This window comes from Prevotella sp. E13-27 (assembly GCF_023217965.1).
Lineage (GTDB): Bacteria > Bacteroidota > Bacteroidia > Bacteroidales > Bacteroidaceae > Prevotella.
On record NZ_JALPSC010000001.1, the window covers coordinates 1,020,813 to 1,041,252 of the forward strand.

A 20,440-nucleotide genomic window follows, 5' to 3' on the forward strand; every position below is an offset into this window, starting at 1 on the left:
TGTAAAACTGCAAACATAGGTATTTAAAATGGGACTGAAGGTTACAGAATTGCGATGTGTTATAGTCAGGGATGCGATGTGGTTCCGACTATACCATTTTACAAACTCGTCGAGTTTGGTGACCAAAGTCGACGAGTTTGGTCACCAAAGTCGACGACTTTGGTTTTCAGGGTAGTAAAAACAAGAATACGAGGATGTCAAAACTATATTATAGAACTGTCAGAAAAGAGGGTGTATCAAAACACAAGATTTATTTAAAAACAACGGATTTCGCGGATTTCACGGATTTAAGCCCTACTGATAATCAGTATCTAAGAAAATCCGTTTAATCCGTGAAATCCGTTGTGGTTAATTATGACACGTCCTCTCAATAAAAAATAATTGTCTTCTTTTGCCTGAACGAAAATCTTCAAAAATCTCACGAAAATCTTTTTCGTGTCCCTATTTTTGTCCAATTCTCGCAGATTTTCGTCCATTAATAAGAAAAAAGCCCAAAAGTTTTGAGGTAATAAAAAAAAACAACGGATTTCACGGTTTTTACGGATTTAAGCCCTACTGATAATCAGTAACTTAGAAAATCCGTTTAATCCGTGAAATCCGTTGTGGTTAATTATGACACGTCCTCATTCCGTTTATACATAAAGGGGAGCTTTATTGCAGTAAGGTGCTGGCTTCTACGCCTCCGAGTACGCCAAGCAGCGCCGATGCTATTGCTATGATTACCTTCATGAGTATTCCCCAGGTATTTGAGTTCTTGTTATCTGCCATTTCTTTTAAAAGTGTTTTGTGTGTTAATTCATGATATTAATTTGAAAGCCCTCCTCCCACCCTACTTCTTATTACTGAAGCTACTACAGCTTAAGGCTGCTCTTCTACTGCACCACCGCTGGGAGTGTCGTTGTTCTCTTCACCGTCTTCGGCAAGATAAGACATGTTCTTAGGCAGCTCAGATATGCGCACGCCCCTTACGAGCTCGGCGACACGGTGCTTGTTGTCCAACTTTGTCTCAGGGATGAATCGAGGACGGATAGACACGATGTTGGTATTCACATCATAGTCCTCAGGGGTGTCGGTACCGGTGCTGTGTACCACCATCTTGAACGAGCCAAGATAAGGGATATAGACCTTCATTGAGCGCTGCAGCTCCTTCTTGATTGCGGGACCGAGTTCTGAGAGCACTGCCAGAATGTCTGAGCGCTTCACTGTGCAGTTGTCCTGGATCTCGTTGGCCAGTTGATCTATCTCCACCTTGTCAACGATTACAGTCTTACCATACCACTTGCGGTACATCTTTGTCATCTTCTCATTAGTGTTCTGATACTTCTTTACAAATACTGTCATAATTTCTTGTGTGTTTTTTAAATTGTTAATTACTAAAGTTTGTTGTTTGTTTTTGTGTGTCTTTCGCGATTGACAATGCAAAGGTAAGGACTATTTTTCATACGTACAATAGTTGATATGGGTAGACATTGTGGTAGGCATGTGGGTAGTACGGCTAATAATGCTCTGTTTCTTTATTCCTTTGCGGCTTTTACCCTTCTTTGCCATGTTATATGGATTGCGTGGCATCTTAACGTGAAGCACCACACAGCAGTGCTTAACAATCGACATAAAGCTCAGTGGCAGTCCGCAGTCGTCAGTAAGCGACTGCTCTTCGAAGGCACAGTAGAGCGCCTCCATCAGGTCTGTCGTCGTTCCTACCCATGAGAGTCCGTCGCTCTCATTATGCTCCATGAGTTTCTCCACTTCCTTGGTCACGGTCTGTCGGGCTTCTCTCAATAGTGCCATCTTCTCTCTGGCGGCAGCCAGTTTCATTTCAGCTGTTGTTTCCATAATTTGGTTCTTAGTGTTTCGTATAATATATAATATGTTTTTTAGAGGTTAGAGGTGAGAGTTTTTACCATCTGTCTGTTCGGTCTCCTTTCGGTGTAGCTCACATGTACCCAGAAATGGCCAGTCTTGGTATTTCGTTCCAAGAGCAGTTGGTCGAACTCGAGATTATTCCTTATGAAATCAAAATACTCGCGTGCCCTCTCTTTGGTGGGTGTATAAAGGTCGGCAGCCTCGCCCAGACGGTGCTGTGAGTTTGTCACTCCCCCTACTACATAGTTCACGCAGTCCGACCTGTATCCGCTTACCACTACCACCTTTCCGCATGCCTGTCTCAGTGGTTCGAGCACCTTCTGACAGAGTGTCCTCAGTCGGGCAATGATCACCTCTGGCTGGTTCATACGGTTTATTATCCCCAGTCGTACACATGTTTGCGAGTAGCACATCTCCCTAAGTGTGAAGTGAGGTGCCAGCCTCTCGTCATAGTCTATGCCCTGGTCCAGGTCTAGTCCTGCGTTCTTAGGGTCGTTCCACTCTACCTTAAATGTCTCTCGATTGTTTTTGTTCATAAAATTGTTCTTCATGGTTGTGTGTTGTTTGTTTGATTGTTTAACATGTTTACTATTTGTTTTTATGAATAGTTTCTTTTTGGTTTTCGGGGGCAAAATTATTGTTTAACAGTGCACAAAAGGTTCGTTTCCCAAACTTTATTTGTTAAAATTGCTCGTTTTTCAAACTATTTAACTGTTACAAGAAAATCAGGTAATTAGCCGCCGATAAGCGCGAAAAGTGTTAATTTTTTTTAATATTATAGTTAAAGCAATAATATTGTACGTAAGAAACGAACAATAATTATTACCTTTATACCCTTAAATAGTTAACAATCGTATTGACTATCAACTATCAATAATAATCATTATGATTACTGAATTTCAATCTATTAGAAGACAACATTGGCAGAAAGTGCTGCTGATAGCTCTTTTGACATTGCTCATGCCACAAAGCATTTGGGCAGACGATGACCTGGAAACCACGTTTATAGGTGACCGAACCTACTACGTGCTTCGCAGTAGAAGTGACTGGAACAAGTTCAATGATCTGGTGCGTAAAGCAGCAGGAAAGTCGGATGTTAACGCCATCATGGATGCTAACATCACCATCACTGAGCCTGTTGGTTTGGATGTGTCTCCTTTCCGAGGTGTGTTCGACGGCAACGGCCACACGCTGAGAGTCAAAATTGACTGGGGAAACAACTACTATGCTGCTCCTTTCCCATCGGTGAAAGAAGTGACCATCAGGAACCTGAATGTGATAGGCTCTGTCAACGGCCACAGACATACTGCCGGACTTATTGGCCATACTGCTGACTCCTCACCCATCACCATTGAGCGAGTATCGGTGAACGCCAATATCACTACTATAGAAAAATTTGTGGGCGGATTCATTGGCAATGCCGGCAAGTCTGATGTTTTTGTTACCGACTGTAAGTTTGGCGGCACACTTACTGCCAACGGTGCCAACGACTCTTTTGGCGGTGCCATTGTGGGCTGGGGTGAGAGCGGCGGACGCTGGACTATGCACCGTGTCTATGAGAGCGGCACATACAACAGTATAAACCATGCCGGCTTCAGCTATTATAACAGTGGCGGTACCGTGGTATGGGGCAAGAACGACAACAGTACCCTGTGTATATCATATTACAACTGGGGCGAAATGGCTTCCGACTGTAAGGATATAAGTGAATCGGAAGCGGAGACAAAGATGAACGGTGAGAAGGCCGGCTCATGGACGTATGTCTATGGCAAAGCTCTGCCCGTGATGAAAACATGGCCATCGGCCGACGACGTGACCTTTGAGACCTACGACATGATTCCGGGCACGGAGAAGGGCGAGGAGAACATGCTGAAGATCCCGTTCTCGTGTGATAAGCCCATACTCTGGATTGAGGGCAAATATACCAATGAGAAAGGTGAGACGAAGACCATCAGTCGCATGACTTTCACAAAGAACACCTATTCTAACTTCATCATGGTGCCTGCCACCGAGCAGCACAAGGACCTCACGCTGACAGCCAAGCTGCAGGTGGGTATCGTCACTAAGACCATTAAAAATGATGACGATGCCGTGATGCACAATCCGCTGAACCTGAGCGCCGAGTTACTGCGATTCAAGAAGGACAGTCTGGTTAATGCCGGCACCGTGCTGCTGAAATGGAAGACCAAGGAGCCGAAGTACAAGGACGTTGTTGATGGCGACCAGTTCATCATTTTGCGCTCTCTGACAGGCAAGATGGAGGACATGGAGAGCATTGGCAATGCGCCGCTCGACGATGCCACCACAGACTATACCTACAGAGACGAGACGCTCATAAGCAGTCTGGAAGCTAAGCACATGGATCTGAGCACAGCTATTCCGCAGGTTAGATATATCGTGGTGCGCTCCGCAGCCCAGCAGTTGTGGGGACTTACCGATAATGTTGCCTCTGCCAATATAGGCATGTCGCTGAACATGCTCCATCTGCTGCGCATAAGCGACTATGCTGCTAAGTGGGAGAGCGAGGCCGACCGCACCATCAACGTTACATGGCAGTATGCCGACGAGAGTGGAGCCGTGTGGGACAACCGCGCGGAGATGAAGATGCTCATCACGTCGTATAACCGCGACAAGGCTCCAGTAGATACCACCACCTACGTGCTCACAGCCGAAGAGATGTCGGCATGCAAGAAGGTGGTGACGCTGAAGCGCTCGTGCGTAAACTACAAGATTGAGTTCTTAGTAGATAGCGTTAAGTCACCGCTGCCGTTGAAGATTGACCTTATCAAGATACGTACTGCTGCTGACTGGAATGCTTTGGTGGACAATGACAAAATGAAGTTTGTATCGCTGGAGGCAGACATCACAGTTTCGGAACAGTTAAAATATTTCACAGGTGTCTTCGAAGGCAATGGCCACAAGGTAACCTACAATGTAAATAATGGCGACTATAGCTACCTCGCTCCGTTCAAGCAAGCCGCCAACGCTGTCATCCGCAACCTTAACGTGGCAGGCACAATAGAAAGCAGCAGGGAATATACTGCAGGACTGGTGGCTGAGACAAAGGGCGACCTGCTGATAGAGAACTGCGTCGTGTCATCAGAACTTATATCCACCAAGAGCGGCAATGCCCGTTGGGCCGGTTTCGTATCAGTAGTAAATGCCAACAACAACGTGACCATACGCAACAGTAGGTTCGAAGGTTCCTTCAAGGGCAGCGAGAGCAACAGCAACGGAGGCTTCCTGGCTTCTGTCAATGGCATCGCAACCATTGAGAACAGCCTGTTCGCCCCAAGTGACATCTCTACAAAGACTGACGCCTGCGACACGTGGGGAAGACCCATGTCTGACGGCAAACTGAACATCATCAACAGCTATGCCGCCAAGGAGTACAACAAGTATAGTAACTATTTCGTCATTGGCGACGCTGCCGACTGGGATGCTTTCCTCAAGGAGGCGAAATACAAGAGAGATATCAATGCAGTCTTGGCAGCCGACATCACCGTCACTACTCCTATGACGGAAACCAATTTCTATGGCATCTTCGATGGTAATGGCCACACGATACATGCAAACATTAGCAGAAACGGCGATGCTGCCCTATTCCTCAATGGCTATGACTGCACCGTCAGGAACCTGCATGTGACAGGCACCATACTAGGCACCAAATATGTAGGAGGTATAATAGCAAGTATTTCAGGTTATTCTGTTACCATCACCAACAGCCGTGTTTCTGCAGAAACCAAGGGAGGCGATTACAATGGTGGTTTTATCGGCCAGGGCGGCCAATATCAACTTAACAATCTTGACAACTGTCTCTTCGACGGAAAGATTACAGGAACAGGCAACACAAAGGGAGCTGCATTCGTCAGCTTTGTCGGCTGGAACCAGACACGCATGAACAACTGTCTGGAGAATGGCCAGGCATACATCGGTCTGAGATACTATGGCCTCTGCAGCGACAGTAACATGGGCTTCACACCTCCCAACAGCACCAACAACTGGGGCTTCAACATGAGTGATGATGCAAACAACATGACAGTTGACAAACTCGTCACGCAGCTGGGTTCTACCAACTGGAAGGTTGTCAACGGCGAAGCCATCCAAGTGATGAACAGCGTTGCCTTAGCCAGCAGTGTGGCAGGCAAGAGCAATGAGCAGAGAGTAGAACTCCTGGGCAGCAACTGGATGATAGACAAATACGGCTTAGCCGTTCCCAAGCAGGAAGACAACACTCAGAAGGAGATTAGTGCACCGTCAACAACCATACCTGCCTTCTACTATGAGAACTTAGGCCACATAGACCAGAACTCACTTATTGTACAGACGCTGCAGACATCAACACTGCTCACATGGGCCAACGTTGATGACGAGCCTGTTGACTACTATGAGGTATGGCGTCGCGACATGGGAACAGCTTCCAACCCCTCAACGGGAGAGTGGACACTCATTGCCACCCTGCCTACCGAGATGCAGTATGAAGACAAGGGCACATCGCCTGTACACAAGTATGAATACAAGGTGCGCGGCGTGACCAGCTGTGAGGGCCTCAACTACGACGAGACCAAAGCAGTGGAGGGCACCTGCGTGCAGACAGCTACCGTGGAGGGCTACCTGCGCTTCGCCGACGGCACTGGCATACCAGGCAAGAAAGTCATCACCACACTGGCCGACAACACCGAGGTATCCAGCATGACCGACGAGAGCGGCTTCTTCCGCCTGAGCGAGCTGCCATATATCGATGAGAAGGAGACCAACTACAAACTGACCACTACGCTGATTGGAGTAGATCCAAAGACCATCACCTTCGGCACTGAGCCCGGTGACAACGTGCTGAAGGACGTTGTGTTCGAGATTACACAGAGCGTCAAGGTAAGCGGCTATGTGCAGTACAACGGCACGAGCATCCCAGTACAGGGCGTATCGTTCAAGGTCGATGGCTATGAGGTTCACAATGCCGCAGGCAAGGTGACCACCGATGCCGAGGGTAAATTTGCCTTCCGTGTGCTTAGTGGTGCTCACGACAGCATTCAGGCCGTGATGAACGGCCACACGTTCTATCGCGACGGTATCTATCACGAGAGCGACAACGACCCCGACACCAAGACGAAATATGACTTCACAGCCGACAATGCAGGCATAATGTTCTACGACGACACCCGCGTGAAGCTCATCGGACGTGTTGTCGGTGGTAAGGATCAGGGCGCGATACCTCTGGGCAACTCACTGTCACGCAACAACCTGGGCGACGACTTGGAGATGGTGCTCGCACTGGAGGGTGACAAGTCTTCACGACTGGTATGGGACATCAAGGACCGCAACAAGAAGGAGCGCAAAGAGGTATTCGTACACAAAGCTCACGACAAGAAATATGAATATAAGACAACAGTTGTCACCACGCTGAACCGTATGGTTATCACTCCCGATATGCATACAGGTGAATACGAGGTGATGCTCCCGCCTGTGAAGTGGAAGATTCAGCAGATCACTGCCAAGGGTTATGCCACACTGTTCCAGGACGGACAGATGAACGACGTTATCGACCTCTCTGACTCGCTGACACTCCATAAGGATACCATCAACGGTGAGTGGAAGACCGCCATGGGCGTTGTCATCAACCAGGTGGAAGAGGAGTATAACGCTAAGTACAGCCGCATCTATCACTCGCCAGTCATCATTGACTACAAGCAGCAAGGCTTCGACCCATTCAGCTACTTCGGCGACCGCTACTATGCATTCAAGAACCTCTCAGGTACGAAGGAGAAGCTGGCACTGGCCTACGGAGTGAAAAAAGCCAACTGGCCTAAGGGCAAGCGCGACTCGCTGGAGACGGTCTATACCTTCGGCTATCCGGTGTTCAGCATAGACAAGAAGTATGGCATCAAGATTTCGGCTACCGAGCGCTACTACTACAACAACTATGCTAAGAGCGACACCGTGGATATTATCAAGCTGAGCGGAGGCGAGGTGACCATACACAACGGCATGGTAAGCTCTACACACAGCGAAGTGGTGAAGCTCGACAGCGTGGGCGAGGCCAACTATGTGCTGGAAGCTGCACAGACGCCATACCTGCTCACTGGCAAGAATGCTCTGCGCACGGTGAGCATGACACTGGAGATGGACGGCACGCACTACGAAGCAACGCCTCTACGCGCGTACATATTAAATATTCAGCAGCAGCAAGGTGCCAAGGACATCATCAGCTACTCTACACCACAGCTCATCGACGTGCTGCGCGACCCGCCCGGTGGCGCTTCTAAGGCTACGCTGAGCAAGGGCTCTACACTGAAGTACTCATACACCATGGACATGAAGTGGAGCGCTGGTGTAAGCATCAACGTTGGCATAGGCTCTGGCGTGAACAGCTTCACAGGTGTTGTTGTTGCCCCAATGGGTGCCGGTGCCGTGGGTGGTGTGAACAATGGTGGTTCGAGCACCTTCGGAACATCAATAGACCTGGTATGGTCGGGCAGCGGACAGCGTGCGTTCAACTATACCATGACAGCCAAGGAAGACATCTCTACCAGCACCGACAAGAAGCTGGTGGGTGCCGCTGGCGACCTCTATATCGGTGTTGACCAGAACATTGTGGTGAAGCCTGCCACAGCAATACGTGCCATCCCTGACAGCGTGTTCCGTCAGATGGGCGGACTCTTGAAGTCAGGTCGCACGATAGAGATAGCCCAGGGACGTGACGAGAACGACAGTCTGCTGCACCTCGTACGTGACGAGGTGGTGACCTACGGACCTGTTGTCAACTCAACGTTCGTACATTCACAGGACTACATCGTCAAGCAGCTCCTGCCTTCACTGACAGAGCACATACTCTCACTGATGTTCACAGGCACTGAGGCCGAGGCAAAGGCACAGGCAGAGGCTACTGGCAAGCCCGTCTATCTGTCACTGGTCGGTAAGGACGATCCCGACTTCGGCTCGAAGTACAAGATGATTCTGCCAAAGGATGCACCTGCCAACACTGAGAATGAGGTGGCACGCTACCAGCAGAACATGCTGAAATGGGTAGAGATGATTGCCCAGAACGAGAAAGAGAAACTGGAAGCCAGAGACCTGGTTAAGAACTTCGATATCGACGGTGGCGGCTCTCTGAGCTATAGCGAGACATTCTCGAGCGACTACTCAGTGGCTAACTCCTTCGTGAGCCCCATCACCGCAGGCACTGCCGGCTATTTCGACAACAAGACAGGCGATGACCTCATGGGTGTGGTAGCAATAGTAGGACCTGTAGTAGCAAAGATTCTTGCCAACATTCTTACTGGTAAGGCAGGCAAGACAACAAGCGAAACACAGCTCGACGGCGATGAGGACGGCTTGAAGATCAGTGTAGAGGCCGTGGGCTTCACATTCAAGTTCAGCCTCTCACCATCCATGAGCTTCAGCGTCACTCCAAAGAACACCGAGTCAAAGTCTTACTCACGCACAGAGAGCTTCTCTATCAGCATGGATAAGAGGAGCCATCTAAACTTCGATGTATATCGCGTAAAGACCAAGACCGACAATCTGAAGAGCACCGACCCACTCGACGTGTTCTATAACAACAACTTCTACGACATGGTGGACTACAACTATGACCACATGAAGAAGGAGGTCGATGTAAACAAGTTCACCTATTCACGCAGCTTCGTCTATCGCACACGTGCCGGCGCTACCTGCCGTCCATGGGAGGACGAGCGCAAGACTCTGTTCCACGAGACGGGCACAATGCTTGACGAGCGCACGAAGAAGATTGAGAACCCTATCATCAAGATGGACAAGCAGAGCATCAGCGGCGTGCCGTTCGGCGAGCCCGCCCGCTTCAAGCTCTACCTTACCAACGAGAGCGAACAGCCTGAGGCTGCCTATTTCTACTTTGACATCTATCAGGTTGAGAGGACTAATCCTGACGGTGCTAAGATGATGGTTGACGGAATACCTCTTTCCGGTAACGGACGCACTATTGAGATACGCCCGGGACAGGTGACAGAGAAGACCCTCGAGGTATATGCCGGCGAGAAGTTCGACTATAAGGGCCTTGAGATAGGCGTCATCTCACAGGGCGACTTAGATTGTAATCAGACGGTGGCATTCGATGTGCACTACCTGCAGACCGCAGGCGACATTGCCATCTCTTCGCCTGGCGACAAGTGGATAATGAACTGCGACGCACCTTACGAGGAAGGCAAAGGCTGGTATCTGCCAGTCATCATCAGCGGCTTCAACAAGAACCAGCATAACTTCGACCACATAGAGTTCCAGTACAAGGAGGCTACACGAGGCGACGACTACTGGACAAACCTCTGCGGATACTATGCCGACTCTACCATCTATCGTGCTGCAACAGGTACGAAGGAGATGATACCTGAGAACGGAAACATCGTTGCACGATTCTTCGGCGACGGTCAGGTGATGGAGAAAGGCTACGACCTGCGTGCAGTACTGTTCTGCAGGAATGGCAATTCGTTCCTCACCAACTCATCGAAGGTGCTGACAGGCGTCAAGGATACACGCCGTCCGGAGCTCTTCGGTACGCCAGAGCCAAAGGACGGACTGTTGGCTGCCGGCGACAACATCGTCTTCAATTTCTCTGAGGACATAGAATATAACTACCTGCAGGAAACCACTAACTTCGAGGTGATGGGCGAGACCAATGAGACCTCTGTACAGGAGTCTCCATCACTGATGTTCGGTGGCATAGGCTTTGCCTTGTCACAGGCACGCCGCAACTTTGCAGAAAAGAGCTTCACCATTGAGATGATGATCAAGCCCAACGACATTGCTGAGGAAATGCCAATCTTCTCACACGGCAGCGACGGCAAGAAGCTGGAGCTGTGGCTGACGAAGGACAAGAAGCTCAAGGCCATTGTTGACGGACGTGAGCTGCTGGGCAACAACACCATCAACACCACTGGATTCCAGCGCGTGGCCATGGTATTAGACAACAGCAAGAAACAGCTGATGCTCTACAGCGAGGAACAGGACGGCAAGTTCGAGAATGTGACCTACAGCGGTTACGGCGCATTGGTTTACGGTGCATCTAACGGCTTTAGGAAGTACTACAAGGGTCGAATGCTGGAAGCCCGCGTGTGGAACCGCGCACTTGACCTTGCAACACTGAACCGCTATGGTAACAAGCTGCTCACAGGCTATGAGCTCGGACTCACCGACTACTACCCGATGAACGACGGTAAGGGCATCTTTGCCCAGGATCTGGCACAGGGTGGTCATCTGACACTGATCGGCACCACATGGACACTGCCTCAGAGCATGTCGCTGAAATTTGACAAGAACGAGCAGCGCGCAGGCAAGTACAAGGGTCTGCAGCTCATTCCAAAGTTCTTCGAGCGCGACGAGGAGCAGAACTACACACTGATGTTCTGGTTCAAAACCGGTGAGCAAAACGGTACGCTGATAGCTAACGGCTCAGGCCGCAAGACTGACGAGGGTGCCAAGAACAAGTTCTTCATTGGTTTTGAGGATCACATACTGTGGTATCGCAGCAACAAATATGAATATAACTTAGGCGACGAGCTCTGCAATGATGTATGGCACCACTATGCAATGACAGTGAACCGTCCACGCAACGTGGCCAGCATCTATATCGACAACGAGCTGAAGGCACAGTTCACTCCCGATTCGCTCGGCGGTATGCTCGGTACTCGCTTCTACTTAGGAAACACTGTTTACCAGAAGGAAGGCGATGCCACAGTGCTTGAGGAACATGCCCTGACGGGTTACATAGATGGTATAGCCCTGTTTGAGCAGGCACTGCCTATCACGCTCATCAAGCGTTATACAAACAAGGCACCCGGTGGCACTGAGAAGGGTCTGCTGACCTATGTGGACTTCGACCATCAGGAACGCCAGAAGGGCGGTGAGCTCGTCATGGAGCCCTACCCGCTGAACAAGGTGGTGAAATATGACGACGACGGCAAGCCATCAGAGCAGCACGACAGCGTGTTCGTTGACCCCGTCAATGACATCCAAAACCGCATTGACCGTAATGTTGGTGCACCTATGCAGGCACACGAGTCACTGCGCAACCTGAACTTCAGCTTCGTAGGACGCAACAACCAGCTGCTGGTTAACATCGACGAACAGAGCTCGCGCATCAACAAGCGCAAGATCTACGTCACCGTATCAGATATTCCTGACAAGAACGGTAACTTCATGTCATCGCCAGCAACGGAGTGCTTCTTCGTGAACCGCAACCCATTGACATGGGACACCAAGCGCTACACAGAGGTAATGCAGGTAGGCCAGCAGAACTATATCAGCCTTGACATCATAAACAACAGCGGTAAGGCACATACCTACACCATTGAGAATCTGCCACGCTGGATGACGGTTGACAAGGTAAGCAACATTGTTGACGCCCTGGATAGAGACCATGTGCTCATCACCATCAGCAAGGACGTTAACGTGGGCACCTATGACGACATCATCTATCTGACTGATGAAGACGGAATGTCGGAGCCTCTGGCTTTGGATATCACCATTGAAGGCGAAGAACCGGAATGGACTGTTGACCCACAGATAAAGCGCTATTCGATGAACGTCATCGGAAAGGTGTTCGTAGGCAATACCATGGTCACCGACTCACGCGACTTGGTGGCTGCCTTCGACCAGAATGGACGCTGCATGGGTGTGAACAATATCGAGTATAATTCAGAGACAGGAGAGAGCATGCTCTACATGACTATCTATGACAGCACAACAGTTGCCAACCGCCTGTTCTTCAGCCTGTGGCACTACACAACAGGCAAGATAATGCAGCTGAGCACTTCAAAGCTGGTTAACTTTGCTGAACAGACCATCGCAGGCTCTGTGTCAGATCCTATCATGATGTTCACCGATGACAAGTATATGCAGAGAATAAGCCTCAACGAGGGCTGGAACTGGATATCTTTCAATGTGTACAACGCTGCCTTTGAGAGTGTGCCTTCAATTCTCAACATGTTCCCATGGCAGGAGGGCGACATCATGACCGAGGACTCTGAAGACCTGACACTTATCTACAGAGACGGAACATGGAACTGCAACAGCGACAAGAGCATTAACCAGATAAAACTGTCGCATGAATACTGCTATCGCGTGAAGGTTAAGCACGATAATAAAATAGACTTCTGGGGCACAAGCTTCAAGACTGATAAGGACCGCACCATAGTAGTAAAGCCAAACTGGAACAGCATTGGTTACACACCGATGGTGAACCTGCCCGTGGCAACGGCATTGGCAGAGTATTACGACCATGCTTCTGACGGCGATGTCATCAAGAACCAGCATGAATTTGCAATGTTCGTGAACGACGGTGCCGGTGGTGGCAAATGGCATGGCACTCTGAAATACATGAAGCCCGGTGAGGGCTATATGCTCCGCCGCCTGAAGAAGGACACCATCTTCTTCCGCTATCCGTACTACGAGCCGGGAACGATCTTCATTGACGGTAGCTCTTCATCTGAATTAAAGAGTAAGAAGACATCTCGCAATGCTACAACAATGAACCTGGTGGCAAGAGTTGAGGGCATTGACATGCTGGAAGGCGACAAGCTCGTGGCATATGCTGCCGGTGAAAAGGTTGGAGAGACCTGCATCGCACAGTCTATCGATGGTGAAGAGGACATCTTCTACCTTAACATCGGAGGCGACGTGACGGTTCCGCTATCGTTCGCCATCGAGCGCGGTGATGACATCATTGCCACTACAGGCGATGTGATGACCTATGAGGCTAATGCCATCAGCGGTAGTCCCACCAACCCGACGAAGATCAATTTCACACAGCGTGACATGATCCATACTGACGGCTGGTACACCGTGGCAGGCGTGAAGCTCAACGGCAAGCCATCACAGAATGGTGTGTATATCTTTAACGGAAAGAAACAGGTAATTAAGTAAATACCCACCCCCTACCCCTCCCGAGGGGAGGGGGGTGAAAATAGATTATACGATTATGAATACTACTTATATTACAAGGGGCGTATGGAAGAGCTTGGTGCTCTTTCTGATGTTTGCTTTTGCTGGCTGTTCTACAATGGAAGAAGATAATAATGATGGAGCAACGTTTGCTACTTCAGCATATCCGGAGTGGAACATTAACCAGCTGCTTATGGGCAATGACCCTGTACCAAACTGGATTGCACCCGACCCATCGAACTATGAGAGTTCTATGTTCATCATGGTTCAGTTGCAGGAAGAGTTGGTACGCTATTCTACCGATGCCGATTGCATGACAGTGTTCATTGGCAACGAGTGCCGTGCCACCCCTTCAACACGTAACGTCAGCAAGAGCGGCAACATCTATTTCGTGCTGAAGATACGTGGCAACAACGAGGACCGCAATGTTAACTTCAGCCTGCGCTATTATTGTGCAAAGCTGCATAAGATATTCACCCTAACAGGCAATGAGTCGTTCGCAACAGAGCGCACCTATGGCGTTGACGAAGAGTTTGAGCCGCAGTTCCTGAATGGCGCTACGAAATATCCTATCATAAGCTATCTTGACGTGACTCTTCAGGACAACCCGCCATTCACTCCTTCCATCGAAGATGAAGTGGCAGTGTTTGTTGGCGATGAGTGTCGCGGCACAGGCAGGCTTGGCAAGAAGTTCAGCGTGTTGAGCAACACAGATGGCGAGAACATGCAAGTGCGTTACTACAGCAAGGAGAAGAATGGTGTCTATACCTTTAATAAGCCTGTAGTAATAAATAAGAATACAACAAACAAGGTTACATTAACATTTTAGGAATTATGAAACAGAATAAAAGACTATGGTATTTTTCTGGAATAATGGCTGTCGGCTGTCTGCTGGCTCTGAACAGTTGCGAGCACGACATGGACAAGTATCAGAAGAAGCCAGTGCCGTCAGACGCAGAGCGTGTCAGCTATGCTGAGAAAGTGTTGGGCATAACTATCGACAAGCAGCAAGACTGGGTGCTCACAAAGGAATATAGCGTGAAGATTATTGCAGATGCTGACTTGCAGGACATCTTCGAGGTGCGTGTGCTCAACGCCCACCCCTATGCTGAAACAAATGCCATACTGGCTTCCTCAGCGGCTACCAACGGCAATGAGGTAACACTCCGATTCCGTTCGCCATTCGTTGCCGACAGCATGCTCTATGCTGCCTGTGTGACGAAAGACGGCAAGTGCATAGCCCGTCCGTTCATACCTGGTGTAGATGCGTCGGTATCGTTCATTGACAAGGCACCTAATCAGGCATCTGCACGCAGATACAAGGCTGCAACGGTTATCAACCCGCCACAGAGCACTATGTCTTACATCAAAGACTACTACAGCTTCATTCGTGCACTGAAGAAGGCACTGCCTGAGGGTAATGACAACCGCACTGTCATTGGCGGCAGTGACTATACCAATATCATACAGGTACGCAAGAACCCATACGACACCAATAGTCTGTTGCTGGCATATTTGGGCGGTAATAGTGGTCCTGACGATGATCTTTTTTACGTCTGGTATCCTGGTGGAACGACTGAGAACAAAGACTCCTTCCACATCATAGACAACTATCCTGCCGGCTGGATTACACCTAAGATGTCATTCGAAATGCAGGCTTATGAAGTGCCAAGTCACTATCTCAACGGACGCGACAGTTATGGCAATCTGTGTACCTACTTCTCACAGGGCGACATACTTGACCTACACCTGATGAAGAATGGCAATCTGCTTGACGACACCTCTTCACGAGTAAAGGTATATATGTTCAATGGCTATGTGTTCGTGGGATGTGAGGATGGTGACAACTGGGACTACAACGACCGTATGTTCTGGATGCCCTATGGTGCCGACCGTGTAGAGAAGGCCGAGGGTCTTCCTGTTCCGCCAGAGCCATCTGAACCAAAGGTATGGACATATGTATGGGAGGACAAGGACTATGGCGACTACGACTTGAACGACTGCGTGATAGAGGTTCAGGAAAACAAGAACGACCGCACAAAGCTTGACATCACGCTCGTGGCTCTCGGCGGTGCCCGTCAGCTGTGGCTTGGCTTCGACAATAAGAATGCTAAGACATACAAGGACTATACACCTGTGTGGAACAAGGAGCTTCACTCACTGCTGGACGTAGCAACCGGAACCTTGGTGAACACCGGTCGCGCATCGGCTAATCCCGTAAAAATAACGCTGCCTAAACCGGAAGGCTTCGACTTCCAGACCTGCTCTTTCGTGCTCGGTGCAAAGCACTCTGATGAAGACAAGAATATGATGGACTATGACAACGACTTCTACTACATCAAGATTGCTACCGTAGGTCAGGATCCTCATGGCATCGTCATTCCTGAAAAGTGGCAGTGGCCTACTGAGACGACATGCATCAAGGATGCCTATCCTAAGTTCAACACATGGTCGGCCGACCACACAAAGGCACAGGACTGGTATAAATATCCAGTAAGTGGAAAAGTTGTAAAGAGGGATAAGAAGTGAGAGGTCTCACCTCTAACCTCTAACATATTTCATAATCATTCCGCAGGCTGCACCGATAGTGCAGCCTGTTGTGTTTGCTGCAAGGTCGAGCCATTCGCCAGCGCGGGTGGCGGTGCATGTCTCCTGGATAATCTCTATGACTCCGCTCATCAGCGCTGGCGCAAGCCATGCGAAGAGAAACAGGCGCAGCGGCTGAAGAGTGCTGCGCCGGCGCAGATACTCCCACCAGATGATGCTTGTCAGCGTGCCATACATCACGAAATGTGTCCATTTGTCAATGAAAGCCACGTTACGCAACTCAGGAATATCGGGCGGCATGAACCAGATAGAAAGATACCATATCAGCGCTGTACACAACAGCGAAAACCTATAATTTGATAGGAAAACACGCATTTTAGTCATAATTATTCAAAAACGAGGTGCAAAAATAATATATTTTTATAATTTTGCAAAGTTTTTCTTACAATTTGATATGTCACAAACAGAAAGAGGTAATTTTGCGTCAAAGATAGGCATCATCCTTGCTACTGCCGGCTCTGCCGTAGGCTTGGGCAATGTGTGGCGTTTTCCATATCTGGCAGGCGAGAACGGCGGTGCCGTGTTCATCATCATCTATTTCGCGTGTGTGCTTCTGTTGGGCATCCCCTGCATGCTCAGCGAGTTCATCATAGGTCGTCATGCACAGTCGAACACCGCGCGTGCCTATCGTAAAATGTCAGGCGGCACGGCATGGACCATTGTGGGGTTCATGGGTGTGCTCACCGGCTTCCTCATCACTGGCTACTATGCCGTCGTCAGCGGATGGTGTCTGCAGTACATGTGGGCATCCATAGTAGGACACATGTCGGGCGAGCCCGCCTATTTCCAGCAGTACTTCACCTCTTTCACCCAAAGCGGCTTCAAGCCGTTGATATGGCTGTTAGTAATAATGTCAATGACGTTCTTCATAGTGCGCAGCGGTGTCCAGAGCGGCATTGAGCGGGCGTCAAAAGTGCTCATGCCTACCCTATTCATCCTGCTGCTCATCATCGTCGTGGCATCGTGCATGCTCCCCAACGCCGAGGCAGGCATACTTTTCATGCTGAAGCCCGACTGGTCGTCAGTAACCCACGACGTGTTCCTCTCCGCACTGGGACAGTCGTTCTACTCGCTCTCCATTGCCATGGGCTGTTTGTGCACCTATGCCAGCTATTTCACACGTAAGACCAACCTCTCTAACTCTGCCATTCAGATAAGCGTCATAGACCTTTTCATAGCCATTCTGGCAGGTCTCATGATCTTCCCCGCAGCATTCTCCGTGGGTGTAAGACCCGACAGTGGTCCGTCGCTCATCTTCATAACCCTTCCCAACGTGTTCCAGCAGGCTTTTGGAGCCTCACAGGTGCTTCAGTACAGCATGTCACTGATGTTCTACTCGCTGCTAACCCTTGCCGCCCTCACGTCGCTAATGTCGCTCGTAGAGGTAGCTACGGCATTCTGTCATGAAGAGCTGAAGATCTCGCGTCGCAATGCCACACTGCTCGTCGTAACATCGGCCTCGCTCATCGGTGTGTTCTGTTCGCTGTCACTGAGCGGCTATGACGGTCTCACGGTTCTGGGAATGTCTCTCTTCGACCTCTTTGACTTCGTCACTGGTCAGATATTCCTGCCCATCGTAGGTTTCCTCACATGCATCTTCATTGGCTGGGTGGTGCCCCGCAAGGTGGTATATGACGAGTTCACTAACGACGGTACTCTGCGCGACACGTTCTTCCGTCTCTTCCTATTCCTCGTGCGCTTCGTCTGTCCGCTCTGCATCCTCGCCATCTTCCTCCACCAGTTAGGAGTGTTCTAGGGATCACTTTGTCTGTCTGGCTTGTGCCTTTGGCTCACGTCTGGTGTCCCAGAAAGCGGCTATGTAGAGGGCATCGCCTTTGACATAATAGACAATCTTGTTGAGCCGACGTACTATGATGCTTCGGTAGCATTGTTTACGATGGGCGAAAAGAGGGTCTATCTTGCCCATCGTGGGCATGTCGGCCAAGGCATGCGTAGCCTGTTCAACCTCGTCCATGAATTCCTGACGGATGCGCTCGCCAAAATCCCGCAGGACATATTCCTCTACCTGATGCAACTGGGCGGCAGCTTGCTTGTGCCAGTGAATCTTCATACGCTTACTTTTTCCTTGTGGTGGAACACTTCGTCGTTAGTCAGGTACTCACCGGCCTCAAAGGCGGCTTCTGCCTCGTCAAGCATTTCGTCAATCTCCTGCATCGTGTAGGGGCGCAACCGCTCGTTTTCCTCTTTCTTTGCTTGCTCTATGAGGTGTTCCCCCACCCAGCGCATATTGTTCGGCGAGAGTGTGCCATAGAGATAGTCAAGAAGACTTGTTAGTGTCGCTGTACTCATAACATTTCCTTTATGTTAATTGGTTTCGATGGTGCAAATATACAACAATTTCCCGATAATCCTGCGCTTTCAGCGGTTTTTTAACGCGTCACGGGATCATGGGGACAGATACTGTTTTTGAAGTGAATTCAACGAATTCATTCAAAAACCTGTCCCCATGATCTCCGCGTTGTATTCGGGGACAAAAGTACTTTTTTTCTGAATCCCCAAAGAAAAAGCTCGAAAAAAGCTAGAAGTTGAGGGCTTCTGGCTTTGTTTTTTTTTGTATTAGAAAATGTAGTTCTGCCAATTTCGTAATCCGTTATTGGCAGTTCTGTAATCCAAATATGACTAAGCCAAAAACCAAACTCGTCGACTTTGGTCACCAAACTCGTCGACTTTGGTCACCAAACTCGACGAGTTTGTAAAATAGTATCGTCAGAACCACATCGCAATTCAGTTTTGGCTATGCTACAGTTCAGTCTAAACAATGCCATAGCGTAGTCAGTACTATGGATCATGGGGACAGGTTGTTTGAAGTGAATTCAACGAATTCATTCAAAAACCTGTCCCCATGATCTTGTTTGTTCAAAGAACGATATCGTTTACCTCACGCGGGGTACAGAACCCGAGCGGGGAGCGTTCAGTTCTACGGCTCAATGGTGAACACAAACTTGATGCCATTGCCATCACCATAAATATCTCCGATGAACGATACGCTGGAGGCATTGCCGGTCCAGGTCCTTTTTACTTCGTTGCCCGACCAGCCTGTGCCTGATACGTCACAAAACCCATTAGTCACTACTACTTCAATCTTGGTGAAGTTGCCGAGGGTGGTGGTAAATGTTCCGTTTTCCTCGAAACTCTTTTCGTCGAAGTCTATAGAGCCGGCATTTATAGTGACACCGTCCTTGGTGAAAGAATTTCCACTGCCGGTTATATCATCGTTGTTCCACGTTACGGTGATGGGGGGAGCCATCTTCAGCATGCTCTGGTAGTATTTGCCGGCAGCAAAGGTCACGCTGGCCTTAGAGCAGGTGTAGGTCTTGCTGTCGCTGCCTGTGGCAGAGAATCTGACGGCCTGATCGCTGACGGCGGGCAGGGCGACATAGAGCTCGCTCGTAGCCAAAGCGGGGGTGATGACGTAGTTCTGCGCACCAATGGTGATGGTCAGCGAATTCACGTCGATGGTAGCCGAGCCGTTGGCATTCTTGGTGGTGAACTTGAAGATAGCATTCTGTGCGACCAGCTTCGTGACGCCAGCCAGGTTGTGATTATCCTTGTCTATAGTGGCCGTGCCTACGCGCACTTCGGGGCAGTTACCGATGGTGCCGCCCTGCGCGGCCAGTGCTGTTGCGACATCAGCACCCGTGTTGGCGGCGTTGGCAGCCGATGCAGGATAGACTATCTTACATGCTGTGTTGTTGGCCAGCGATGAAGGAATGGTGAACGTGATGGTAACGGTCGAACCGTTGATGCTCGATACCGTAGCTACGCGCTTCACGTTGCTCGTTCCGTCGTTGTACAGGATGGCAAACTGATCGTCAGCTTCCCACGTCGAGGCGATGTTGCTTCCGTCGATGCTCAGGGCGCGGGTCGTGGCGTCGTCGGAGCTGACGGTTGCGGTGATGGTTATCTCGTTGTTATCGGGTTGCTGGGCGATGTCGTTGTCGTCGTTGCTGCAAGCGGCAAATGTCAGAGCCAGTGCAGCCATCATGAAAATCTTTGTTGCTTTCATTGTCGTTTCATTTTTATGGGTTCTACACTGTGT

General features: G+C 49.6%; 12 protein-coding genes. 4 read left to right on the top strand and 8 right to left on the bottom strand.

Features of this window, described 5'->3' with window-relative positions:
• Positions 1-651: 651 nt before the first annotated feature.
• The 4 genes from M1L52_RS04330 to M1L52_RS04345 form a co-directional block, all read right to left on the bottom strand.
• A complete protein-coding gene (locus M1L52_RS04330) occupies positions 652-768 on the bottom strand; it encodes a smalltalk protein (protein ID WP_248613605.1) in 117 nt (38 codons plus the stop codon).
• A 90-nt stretch (positions 769-858) separates the two neighbouring features.
• Entirely contained in the window at positions 859-1,341 is a 483-nt protein-coding gene (locus M1L52_RS04335) for a DNA-binding protein (protein ID WP_248613606.1), read from the bottom strand.
• Between the two features lie 90 nt (positions 1,342-1,431).
• Entirely contained in the window at positions 1,432-1,833 is a 402-nt protein-coding gene (locus tag M1L52_RS04340) for a hypothetical protein (protein ID WP_248613607.1), read from the bottom strand.
• Between the two features lie 41 nt (positions 1,834-1,874).
• Positions 1,875-2,414: a D-Ala-D-Ala carboxypeptidase family metallohydrolase gene (locus M1L52_RS04345; protein WP_248613608.1), complete on the bottom strand. Its 540-nt coding sequence runs from the start codon at positions 2,412-2,414 to the stop codon at positions 1,875-1,877.
• Positions 2,415-2,748: 334 nt separating this feature from the next.
• Here M1L52_RS04345 and M1L52_RS04350 point away from each other — a divergent pair, with 334 nt between their 5' ends.
• The 3 genes from M1L52_RS04350 to M1L52_RS04360 are packed head-to-tail and all read left to right on the top strand — an operon-like array spanning position 2,749 to position 16,302.
• Positions 2,749-13,755 carry a LamG-like jellyroll fold domain-containing protein gene (locus tag M1L52_RS04350; RefSeq protein WP_248613609.1) on the top strand — a complete coding sequence of 3,669 codons (11,007 nt, stop codon included), beginning with the start codon at positions 2,749-2,751 and terminating at the stop codon, positions 13,753-13,755.
• A 55-nt stretch (positions 13,756-13,810) separates the two neighbouring features.
• Positions 13,811-14,602, top strand: a complete 792-nt coding sequence (locus M1L52_RS04355; protein ID WP_248613612.1) for a hypothetical protein — start codon at positions 13,811-13,813, stop codon at positions 14,600-14,602.
• 5 nt (positions 14,603-14,607) lie between these two features.
• A complete protein-coding gene (locus tag M1L52_RS04360; RefSeq protein ID WP_248613614.1) occupies positions 14,608-16,302 on the top strand; it encodes a DUF4842 domain-containing protein in 1,695 nt (564 codons plus the stop codon).
• A 12-nt stretch (positions 16,303-16,314) separates the two neighbouring features.
• On the opposite strand, the gene M1L52_RS04365 is transcribed toward M1L52_RS04360, so the two are convergent.
• Entirely contained in the window at positions 16,315-16,704 is a 390-nt protein-coding gene (locus M1L52_RS04365) for a VanZ family protein (RefSeq protein WP_248613616.1), read from the bottom strand.
• Positions 16,705-16,774: 70 nt separating this feature from the next.
• On the opposite strand from M1L52_RS04365, the gene M1L52_RS04370 reads away from it, so the two are divergent.
• Positions 16,775-18,136 (top strand): sodium-dependent transporter, encoded by a 1,362-nt coding sequence (locus M1L52_RS04370; RefSeq protein ID WP_248613618.1) that lies wholly within the window; start codon positions 16,775-16,777, stop codon positions 18,134-18,136.
• A gap of 3 nt (positions 18,137-18,139) precedes the next feature.
• Here M1L52_RS04370 and M1L52_RS04375 read toward each other — a convergent pair whose 3' ends face one another.
• The 3 genes from M1L52_RS04375 to M1L52_RS04385 form a co-directional block, all read right to left on the bottom strand.
• Positions 18,140-18,451, bottom strand: coding sequence for a type II toxin-antitoxin system RelE/ParE family toxin (locus M1L52_RS04375; protein WP_248613620.1), 312 nt, complete (start codon positions 18,449-18,451; stop codon positions 18,140-18,142).
• The gene (locus M1L52_RS04380) at positions 18,448-18,690 is read right to left on the bottom strand and encodes a hypothetical protein (protein WP_248613621.1); all 243 of its coding nucleotides are present in this window, start codon (positions 18,688-18,690) and stop codon (positions 18,448-18,450) included. Before M1L52_RS04380 ends, M1L52_RS04375 begins: the two co-directional genes overlap by 4 nt.
• Before the next feature lie 628 nt (positions 18,691-19,318).
• Positions 19,319-20,407: a hypothetical protein gene (locus M1L52_RS04385; RefSeq protein ID WP_248613623.1), complete on the bottom strand. Its 1,089-nt coding sequence runs from the start codon at positions 20,405-20,407 to the stop codon at positions 19,319-19,321.
• Between the last annotated feature and the right edge of the window lie 33 nt (positions 20,408-20,440).